Below are 9,485 nucleotides of genomic sequence, written 5' to 3'. Positions count from 1 at the left end.
TTCCTTGTCGGGTAAGTTCCGACCCGCACGAAAGGTGTAACGATTTGGGCACTGTCTCAACCAGAGACTCGGTGAAATTATAGTACCTGTGAAGATGCAGGTTACCCGCGACAGGACGGAAAGACCCCGTGGAGCTTTACTGTAGCCTGATATTGAATTTTGGTACAGTTTGTACAGGATAGGCGGGAGCCTTTGAAACCGGAGCGCTAGCTTCGGTGGAGGCGCTGGTGGGATACCGCCCTGACTGTATTGAAATTCTAACCTACGGGTCTTATCGACCCGGGAGACAGTGTCAGGTGGGCAGTTTGACTGGGGCGGTCGCCTCCTAAAGTGTAACGGAGGCGCCCAAAGGTTCCCTCAGAATGGTTGGAAATCATTCGTAGAGTGCAAAGGCATAAGGGAGCTTGACTGCGAGACCTACAAGTCGAGCAGGGACGAAAGTCGGGCTTAGTGATCCGGTGGTTCCGCATGGAAGGGCCATCGCTCAACGGATAAAAGCTACCCCGGGGATAACAGGCTTATCTCCCCCAAGAGTCCACATCGACGGGGAGGTTTGGCACCTCGATGTCGGCTCATCGCATCCTGGGGCTGTAGTCGGTCCCAAGGGTTGGGCTGTTCGCCCATTAAAGCGGTACGCGAGCTGGGTTCAGAACGTCGTGAGACAGTTCGGTCCCTATCCGTCGTGGGCGTAGGAAATTTGAGAGGAGCTGTCCTTAGTACGAGAGGACCGGGATGGACGCACCGCTGGTGTACCAGTTGTTCTGCCAAGGGCATAGCTGGGTAGCTATGTGCGGAAGGGATAAGTGCTGAAAGCATCTAAGCATGAAGCCCCCCTCAAGATGAGATTTCCCATAGCGTAAGCTAGTAAGATCCCTGAAAGATGATCAGGTTGATAGGTTCGAGGTGGAAGCATGGTGACATGTGGAGCTGACGAATACTAATAGATCGAGGACTTAACCATATAATATGTAGCAATGTTATCTAGTTTTGAGAGAACATAAAAAAACTTGTTGACTTTTAAAGAAAATAAGTTATAATAATGATTGTCTCAAAAGAATAATGTCTGGTAATGATGGCAGAGAGGTCACACCCGTTCCCATACCGAACACGGAAGTTAAGCTCTCTAGCGCCGATGGTAGTTGGGACCTTGTCCCTGTGAGAGTAGGACGTTGCCAGGCAATATTATTCCGCAGTAGCTCAGCGGTAGAGCTATCGGCTGTTAACCGATCGGTCGTAGGTTCGATTCCTACCTGCGGAGCCATTGGAGAGCTGTCCGAGTTGGCCGAAGGAGCACGATTGGAAATCGTGTATACGTCACAAGCGTATCAAGGGTTCGAATCCCTTGCTCTCCGCCATAGGATTTATAATATTTGGCCCGTTGGTCAAGTGGTTAAGACACCGCCCTTTCACGGCGGTAACACGGGTTCGAATCCCGTACGGGTCACCACTTTGGAGGATTAGCTCAGCTGGGAGAGCACCTGCCTTACAAGCAGGGGGTCGGCGGTTCGATCCCGTCATCCTCCACCATATAAATTATATGAATAGTATTATCGCGGGGTGGAGCAGCACGGTAGCTCGTCGGGCTCATAACCCGAAGGTCGCAGGTTCAAATCCTGTCCCCGCAACCAAATGGTCCCGTGGTGTAGTGGTTAACATGCCTGCCTGTCACGCAGGAGATCGCCGGTTCGACCCCGGTCGGGACCGCCATTTTAATAAGGCTCGGTAGCTCAGTCGGTAGAGCAGAGGACTGAAAATCCTCGTGTCGGCGGTTCGATTCCGTCCCGAGCCACCATTTATCTTAATCATATACGCCGGCTTAGCTCAATTGGTAGAGCAACTGACTTGTAATCAGTAGGTTGGGGGTTCAAGTCCTCTAGCCGGCACCATGTAAGTTTCGGAGGGGTAGCGAAGTGGCTAAACGCGGCGGACTGTAAATCCGCTCCTTCGGGTTCGGCAGTTCGAATCTGCCCCCCTCCACCATTTACATAGGGGCATAGTTTAAAGGTAGAACTGAGGTCTCCAAAACCTCCAGTGTGGGTTCGATTCCTACTGCCCCTGCCAAATATATTTACACAACATGGCGGTTGTGGCGAAGTGGTTAACGCACCGGATTGTGGCTCCGGCATTCGTGGGTTCGATTCCCATCAGTCGCCCCATTTTTATTTTAAAAATTATAAATAATCTAATGGATGCTTACATATAATTAAGTAAGAATTCGATGGGCTATAGCCAAGCGGTAAGGCAACGGACTTTGACTCCGTCATGCGCTGGTTCGAATCCAGCTAGCCCAGCCATTTTTGCGGAAGTAGTTCAGTGGTAGAATACAACCTTGCCAAGGTTGGGGTCGCGGGTTCGAATCCCGTCTTCCGCTCCAGTAAAATTTTATATGGCGGCATAGCCAAGTGGTAAGGCAGAGGTCTGCAAAACCTTTATCACCGGTTCAAATCCGGTTGCCGCCTTTTCTTTTGTGCCGATGTGGCGGAATTGGCAGACGCGCACGACTCAAAATCGTGTTCCTTCGGGAGTGTCGGTTCGACCCCGACCATCGGTATCACGAACGGCGTAATAAAAAGACTCTACACCAAATGTGTAGAGTCTTTTTATTATTTTCATCATACTAAAGAATAAGCACAAATAGGTACTAAATGATTAAGATAAACGTATTCATGTAGTATTTGAATGTGTCATAATTCTCCCCTCTATACTCACTTCGAAATTTTTCCTATTTTAATTATACAACAATAGAAAGGAATTAAGGGAATATTATGGAAAGCGGTATCGGTGATGTAAAAAACTCTAATAGAAATGGTAGAGTTTTTTTGCTAAATTATGTTATGTGATTCTAAAATTCGTGATAAATGTAGCAATTCATGTATAATATAACTTGTCGAAAGAACAAAATGATAGTGATTTATATTATGTCTGTAATATGAATCAAAAATGAACTTTTTATATTTCTTTTAAAAATGTGTTGAACACACATGATATTTCATATTAATATTTTTATGTAGATTTAAAACCGGAAAGAGAGTGGAAAGTATGGGTCGTAAATGGAATAATATTAAAGATAAAAAAGCATCAAAAGATGCAAATACTAGCCGTATATACGCGAAATTTGGACGTGAAATTTATGTAGCGGCAAAACAAGGCGAGCCAGATCCGGAATCAAACCAAGCGCTTAGAGTGGTATTAGAACGTGCGAAAACATACAATGTTCCAAGAACAATTATCGATCGTGCAGTTGAAAAAGCAAAAGGTGGTTCAGAAGAAAATTATGACGAGCTTCGTTATGAAGGGTTCGGACCAAATGGAGCTATGGTAATTGTAGATACACTTACAAACAACGTAAACCGTACTGCAGCAGATGTACGAGCTGCATTTAGCAAAAACGGTGGTAACATGGGTGTAAACGGTTCTGTAGCTTACATGTTTGATGCAACAGCTGTTATCGGTCTTGAAGGGAAAACATCAGATGAAGTTCTTGAGATTTTAATGGAAGCAGATGTGGATGCACGTGACATTCTTGAAGAAGAAGATGCTGTTATCGTGTATGCTGAACCAGATCAATTCCATGCAGTACAATCTGCTCTTAAAGATGCTGGCGTTGAAGAATTTACAGTTGCTGAATTAACAATGCTTGCACAAAACGATGTAACACTTCCTGAAGATGCACAAGCACAATTTGAAAAAATGGTTGATGCATTAGAAGATTTAGAAGATGTGCAACAAGTTTACCACAACGTAGACTTAGGAGAATAATACGATAGAAGCCCCTTTTCATTTAACGGATAGGGGCTTCTTTTTATGAATTTCATTAAGGTGATGAATGAGTAAAGGTATTTTGTTGTAGACAGGGAATATGCTTATAGGGATATGTGAAATATTCATTATTGCTAGGAGGCTTAATATGGAACATAAAACACCAAAGCATATCGTTGCTGTAGCAGGTTATTTAACAAATGAAAAAGACGAAGTGTTATTAGCTAAAGTACATTGGCGATCGGATACATGGGAGTTGCCAGGAGGACAGGTAGAAGAAGGAGAAGCGCTCGATCAAGCAATTTGTAGGGAAATAAAAGAGGAAACAGGATTAACGGTGAAGCCTATCGGTATTACAGGAGTTTACTATAATGCTTCCATGCACATTCTAGCTGTTGTTTTTAAAGTGGCATACGTGAGCGGTGAAATACAAATTCAGCCTGAAGAAATACAAGAGGCTAAATTTGTTGCTTTAAATGAAGAGAACATAGATGAGTACATAACGCGTCCTCATATGAAATCCAGAACGCTTGATGCGATGAGAGCAACACATTGTATTCCGTATGAAACGTGGGAAGTGCAGCCATATAACTTAATAGGAAGATTGTAAAGAAAAGAGTAGCCGGTTTGAGATACAATCAAATCACTACTCTTTTTTGTATACTGTTTAAGAAAAAGGTCAAAATAATAATAGTGTTAGTATTGATTTTAAGAACGTTTGTTCTTTATAATGTATGATATATTATATACATTTAGATTACTAGATACTCAAAAGTATATATATTGGTAGATGATATAATGAAAATAGAGTGCTTTAATATAGAAAGTATAATAGCCTTAAGATTTAATCTGTTATTGGTTTAGCATAATCTATATTCAATATTTCAGATGAATAGTAGATAAAAAAGGACTGTGATACAATACTTTTTTATCCCACTATTTGCCGGGCAATCAGATTGGTGCGTTCTGATTAAAGTTTCACCTTATACCTTACAATGATGTAAGGTATGTGTAAGAGAAATCGATGGGATATTTTTTTACAACAAGGTATTCTTAAAGTAAGAATTATACGCTGTGTGGAAAAGAGGTGTTTAAGATGAAAGAACGAGTATTATCTAGGGTGAACTATCATCAAAAAGTTGCATTAAATCCAATGACTAAGTTTTTGTATAAAGCCATTATTTTATTATTATTGTTAAGTTTCGCGTTATTATTCATTGGAAATGTAATGATCGAGAAAAGTGATATTAGTAAATTACATGTACCGGCTAAGTTAGAGGTGCCAGAATCATTAACACATGCATTTATTGCAACAGAAGATAAAAGGTTTTATCATCATAACGGTTTAGATTATATAGCGATTATCAGAGCGTCTGTTGAGAATATAAAAGCTGGTGGTGTTGTGCAAGGTGGTAGCACAATTACACAACAGTTATCAAAAAATGCTTTTTTAACGAATGAACGTACATTTTCTCGCAAGTGGAAAGAAATTTTTTATACCAAAAAAATTGAACGTACATTTACAAAGGATGAAATTTTAAAATTATATGTAAGTAATATTTATTACGGAGAAGGAGCATGGGGAATTGAAAAAGCAGCAAACCTATACTTTGGTAAAAAGGTGAGCCAATTAACATTGGCTGAAAGTGCAATGATGGCTGCTGTAGTAAAGGCACCTGCTTATTACTCACCGGTACAAAATTATGATAAGGCCGTAGAGAGACGAAATGTCGTTTTGAGATTGATGGAGAAAGAAGGCTATATCAATCATGATGAGTATGTGCAAGCAGTTAGTGAGAAGTTAGTCATTCGTCATGATATAAAAACAGAGCAGTCGATGTTAAATAGTGCTCGTGAAAAAGCAGTAAGCTAATGGAAGTTCCTACATAGGAGCTTCTTTTTTTTGAATAAATTGTGACAAATCGTGACACAATATCGTCACAATTATTGTGTTTTTGTAATTTATGTGAGCGTGTTCATTGCGTGACGTATATAAGTGTTGATATTATGTGTATTGTGTACAATGCTGTATACAGAATATGAAATTAAAGAGGAATGTATATGAAATCATCGAACAAACTCATGGCTCTTGGTATAGTTTTTTCCATTGCAGTATTGATTGTGATCGGAACGATTGCGTATAGCATCATAAATGACAAAAAAGATAAAGGGAATGAGATGTTTGCTTATTCCACACAACAATCTTTAGGGAAAGATGATGCTCCGGTTAAGGTAGTTGAATTTGGAGACTTCAAATGCCCCGCTTGTCGTACTTGGGATGTAACAGTATTGCCACGATTAAAAGAAGAGTATATTGATAAAGGTAAAGTGCAGTTATACTTTATTAATTTTCCGTTTATTGGGAAAGACTCTGATTTAGGTGCAGCAGCTGGTGAAGCAATTTATAAACAAGATAAAGATTCATTCTGGACTTTCTATGATGAGATTTATCAAAGTCAAAAGAAAGATACGGAAGAATGGATTACAGAAGAATTACTTCTTAACATTGTGAAAGAGAAGCTTCCGAAAGTTGATGTAGATCAATTTAAGAAAGATTTACACAGTAAAGAAATAAAAGAAAAAGTACGTAAAGATTCAGATCGTGCTCAAAAATTAAAAGTTCAAGGTGCTCCTTCAGTATATATAAACGGAAATCTTGCAAATCCTGATTTCGATAGTATGAAGAAGGCGATTGATAAAGAATTGAAAAAGTGATGAGCTACTCATCACTTTTTCGACTTTTTTCGATAAAATTCTTGCTTCCGCTTTTTTTACATGCTATACTACTTTACATAAGTTATTCTAATATCTTATATGTATTTCATATTTGCGGGTGTAGTTTAGTGGTAAAACAAGAGCCTTCCAAGCTCTGGTCGAGAGTTCGATTCTCTTCACCCGCTCCAAATTTTATTAAATGTTTTTCTATAAATTGTGATCAACGCAGTGTTTCGTTTCCGAGATAAACGAGGCATTGCGTTTTTTAATGTTTGGAAAACAGTATTTTATGCGAAAATAGAAGTAAAGAATAGTATTCCAAAAGTGAATTGCTAACCAATAGATCGTTACATAAAGGATGGATTCATCTGAGGAGGCGATTAGGAATGGATTTTGAACAATTAAAGCAAGATGTCATTGCGTATAGTAAAACGATTGGTATAGATAAAATAGGCTTTGCTAGTGCTTCACCATTTGAAGAATTAAAGCAGCGGTTAATCCAGCAGCAACAATTAAATTATCAATCTGGATTTGAAGAGCCTGATATAGAAAAGAGAACGAATCCACAGCTTTTATTACCTGGTGCAAAATCAATTATTGCGATTGCATTAGCGTATCCTTCAAAATTAAAAAATGCACCATTAAGTAAGCGTGGAGAACGCCGTGGAATTTTTTGTCGTGCTTCTTGGGGACAAGATTATCATCTAGTTTTACGAGATCGTTTGCAGAAATTAGAAGCATATTTAATCGAAAAACTTCCCGATATAGAAGTTAAGTCAATGGTTGATACGGGTGAATTAAGCGATCGAGCTGTTTCAGAGCGTGCTGGTATTGGATGGAGCGGTAAGAACTGCTCTATTATTACACCTGAATTTGGTTCGTATGTATATTTAGGAGAAATGATTACAAACGTTCCATTCCCACCAGATCAGCCGATAGAAGATCAATGCGGGAGCTGTACAAAGTGTATTGATATTTGTCCTACAGGTGCTTTAATACAAGGAGGACAGTTAGATTCGAAGAAGTGTATAGCATTTTTAACACAGACGAAAGGATTCCTACCGGAAGAGTATCGCGACAAAATAGGTAATCGTATTTATGGATGTGATACGTGTCAGACAGTTTGTCCGAAAAATAAAGGAATGGATTTTCATAATCACCCTGAGATGGAACCAGATCCTGAGTTAGTTAAGCCGTTATTAACACCACTTTTAACAATTAGCAATCGTGATTTTAAAGAGAAATATGGAATTATGTCTGGTTCATGGAGAGGTAAAAAACCGTTGCAACGAAATGCAATTTTGGCACTTGCGCATTTTAAAGAGGCATCAGCAATTCCTGATTTAATTGGTGTTATGAAAGACGATCCAAGACCAGTACTTCGCGGAACAGCAGCGTGGGCGCTTGGGAAAATTGGTGGAGACGGCGTGGGCGAAGCTATTGAAAAAGCGATGCAACGTGAGAAAGACGAAGAGGTTCTTCATGAAATGAATCGCGGACTTGAATTGTTAGCGCAGAAAAAAGAGTAGATAATATCTCCCTTTTTCATATTGTAATATGGGAGGGAGACGAAATGGTTGTAAAAATAAATATTGAAAAGCAAGTCCAACACTTTTTAGCATATATAACAGAGAAACGAACAAATGTAGATGGTATTGCTGAAGATTTATTACAAATAGCAAAGAGAAAGAAACAATTATTTCAAAAGCGTAATGCAGAGATAGTAAAAGCAACTGCGGACGTTTCTTTTATGAGGCAATTCAATAATAGCAATCATCAAGAAATTGATTATCAAATACATTTTAAATATTTAATTAAGCATAAAGAATTATTTTATATTGAAGAGGAACAATTAAAACGAAGAGTTTGTTTAAATAATAGCCGGATAATAGGTGATTATGCTATTGAAGTGCCAGAAGCAGTTGGAATGAGTGAGACATTAGAAAGGGAAGTTACAAAAGAGAAGTACGGTTCCTATCAGTACAACCGTTTAGAGGCAGTTAAATATGCAGAGCGTTGGTGGGATGATCGAAACCCTGCATATCGTAATTTCCCTGATAATTGTACGAATTTTATTTCTCAATGTCTTCATACTGGAGAAGTACCAATGAATGGATATCCTAATATTCGCAAAGGATGGTGGCAAAGGGAGAATCAGTGGAGTTGGAGCTGGGCTGTTGCACACTCTTTTTATTGGTATTTGTCAGGTGCTACATCAGGACTTCGAGCTGAAGCTGTAGAAAGGCCAGAGGACCTTATTCTTGGTGATGTCATCGCTTATGATTTCGAGGATGATGGTAGGTGGAATCATACGACGATTGTAGTAGCAAAAGACGCAGATGGTATGCCACTTGTAAATGCACATTCAGCGAATAGCCGTCGGCGTTATTGGAACTATGAAGATTCTAGTAAATATACACCACAAATGAAATATAAATTCTTTCATATTATTAATGGGTAGAGATTTTTCGCTCAAGTGGTATAATACGTAGTAGACAAAAAACAGAGGTGAATATCGCGTGGGAGTACATGTTGTTTTATATCAACCAGAAATTCCAGCAAATACAGGAAATATTGCTCGTACTTGTGCAGCAACTGGAACAGAATTGCATTTGATTAGACCGCTTGGATTTTCAACGGATGATAAAATGTTAAAGCGTGCAGGATTAGATTATTGGCAGCACGTGAAAATTACGTATTATGATTCAATTGAAGAGTTTTATGAGAAAAATAAAGACGGTGAGTTCTTCTATTTAACAAAGTATGGCGAGAAAGCTCATACAGCGTTTGATTATAGTAAACGTGAGAAGGATTACTACTTTGTATTTGGAAGAGAAACGAACGGTTTACCAGCTAATGTAATCGAAGAAAATTTCGATCATTGTTTACGTATTCCAATGACTGATAAAGTGCGTTCATTAAATTTATCAAATACAGCAGCTATTTTAATTTATGAAGCGTTCCGTCAACAAAATTATCCAGGATTAGATTTAGAAATTGTTTATTAAAAG

Annotated in this window: 7 protein-coding genes, 16 tRNA genes and 2 rRNA genes (1 of these 25 running past the window's edge); all 25 read left to right on the top strand. The window is 39.1% G+C overall.

The window, feature by feature from the left end:
- Window positions 1–961, top strand: a 23S ribosomal RNA gene (locus tag LMD38_RS23455); it begins 1,960 nt to the left of the window's first position.
- Window positions 962–1,062: 101 nt separating this feature from the next.
- A 5S ribosomal RNA gene (rrf, locus tag LMD38_RS23450) occupies window positions 1,063–1,178 on the top strand.
- A gap of 8 nt (window positions 1,179–1,186) precedes the next feature.
- Window positions 1,187–1,261: transfer RNA gene (locus tag LMD38_RS23445), tRNA-Asn, on the top strand.
- Between the two features lie 2 nt (window positions 1,262–1,263).
- Window positions 1,264–1,355: transfer RNA gene (locus LMD38_RS23440), tRNA-Ser, on the top strand.
- Window positions 1,356–1,372: 17 nt separating this feature from the next.
- Window positions 1,373–1,447: transfer RNA gene (locus LMD38_RS23435), tRNA-Glu, on the top strand.
- Between the two features lie 4 nt (window positions 1,448–1,451).
- A tRNA-Val gene (locus tag LMD38_RS23430) sits at window positions 1,452–1,527 on the top strand.
- A 24-nt stretch (window positions 1,528–1,551) separates the two neighbouring features.
- Window positions 1,552–1,628, top strand: a tRNA-Met gene (locus LMD38_RS23425).
- Between the two features lie 3 nt (window positions 1,629–1,631).
- Window positions 1,632–1,707, top strand: a tRNA-Asp gene (locus LMD38_RS23420).
- A 9-nt stretch (window positions 1,708–1,716) separates the two neighbouring features.
- A tRNA-Phe gene (locus LMD38_RS23415) sits at window positions 1,717–1,792 on the top strand.
- An 18-nt stretch (window positions 1,793–1,810) separates the two neighbouring features.
- A tRNA-Thr gene (locus LMD38_RS23410) sits at window positions 1,811–1,886 on the top strand.
- A 10-nt stretch (window positions 1,887–1,896) separates the two neighbouring features.
- Window positions 1,897–1,980 (top strand) — tRNA-Tyr (locus LMD38_RS23405).
- Between the two features lie 7 nt (window positions 1,981–1,987).
- Window positions 1,988–2,061 (top strand) — tRNA-Trp (locus LMD38_RS23400).
- A 19-nt stretch (window positions 2,062–2,080) separates the two neighbouring features.
- A tRNA-His gene (locus LMD38_RS23395) sits at window positions 2,081–2,156 on the top strand.
- 63 nt (window positions 2,157–2,219) lie between these two features.
- A tRNA-Gln gene (locus LMD38_RS23390) sits at window positions 2,220–2,294 on the top strand.
- A 5-nt stretch (window positions 2,295–2,299) separates the two neighbouring features.
- Window positions 2,300–2,374, top strand: a tRNA-Gly gene (locus tag LMD38_RS23385).
- A gap of 14 nt (window positions 2,375–2,388) precedes the next feature.
- A tRNA-Cys gene (locus tag LMD38_RS23380) sits at window positions 2,389–2,459 on the top strand.
- Between the two features lie 10 nt (window positions 2,460–2,469).
- Window positions 2,470–2,551: transfer RNA gene (locus LMD38_RS23375), tRNA-Leu, on the top strand.
- Between the two features lie 488 nt (window positions 2,552–3,039).
- Window positions 3,040–3,759, top strand: a complete 720-nt coding sequence (locus LMD38_RS23370; RefSeq protein ID WP_000532946.1) for a YebC/PmpR family DNA-binding transcriptional regulator — start codon at window positions 3,040–3,042, stop codon at window positions 3,757–3,759.
- Between the two features lie 148 nt (window positions 3,760–3,907).
- On the top strand, window positions 3,908–4,369 hold the full coding sequence (locus LMD38_RS23365) for an NUDIX hydrolase (RefSeq protein ID WP_000400448.1): 462 nt from the start codon (window positions 3,908–3,910) through the stop codon (window positions 4,367–4,369).
- Window positions 4,370–4,855: 486 nt separating this feature from the next.
- Complete coding sequence (locus tag LMD38_RS23360; RefSeq protein WP_000664712.1) at window positions 4,856–5,632, top strand: transglycosylase domain-containing protein; 777 nt, start codon at window positions 4,856–4,858, stop codon at window positions 5,630–5,632.
- Between the two features lie 188 nt (window positions 5,633–5,820).
- Window positions 5,821–6,474 (top strand): DsbA family protein, encoded by a 654-nt coding sequence (locus LMD38_RS23355; protein WP_000842720.1) that lies wholly within the window; start codon window positions 5,821–5,823, stop codon window positions 6,472–6,474.
- Between the two features lie 114 nt (window positions 6,475–6,588).
- Window positions 6,589–6,662: transfer RNA gene (locus LMD38_RS23350), tRNA-Gly, on the top strand.
- Window positions 6,663–6,860: 198 nt separating this feature from the next.
- Window positions 6,861–8,003 (top strand): tRNA epoxyqueuosine(34) reductase QueG, encoded by a 1,143-nt coding sequence (gene queG / locus LMD38_RS23345; RefSeq protein ID WP_000345218.1) that lies wholly within the window; start codon window positions 6,861–6,863, stop codon window positions 8,001–8,003.
- A gap of 44 nt (window positions 8,004–8,047) precedes the next feature.
- Window positions 8,048–8,935 (top strand): amidase domain-containing protein, encoded by an 888-nt coding sequence (locus LMD38_RS23340; RefSeq protein WP_000260538.1) that lies wholly within the window; start codon window positions 8,048–8,050, stop codon window positions 8,933–8,935.
- A 58-nt stretch (window positions 8,936–8,993) separates the two neighbouring features.
- The gene (gene trmL / locus LMD38_RS23335; protein ID WP_000538147.1) at window positions 8,994–9,482 is read left to right on the top strand and encodes a tRNA (uridine(34)/cytosine(34)/5-carboxymethylaminomethyluridine(34)-2'-O)-methyltransferase TrmL; all 489 of its coding nucleotides are present in this window, start codon (window positions 8,994–8,996) and stop codon (window positions 9,480–9,482) included.
- Window positions 9,483–9,485 lie beyond the last annotated feature (3 nt).

This window comes from Bacillus pacificus (assembly GCF_020861345.1).
GTDB classification, from domain to species: domain Bacteria; phylum Bacillota; class Bacilli; order Bacillales; family Bacillaceae_G; genus Bacillus_A; species Bacillus_A pacificus.
This window is presented reverse-complemented; position numbering and strand designations above follow the sequence as displayed.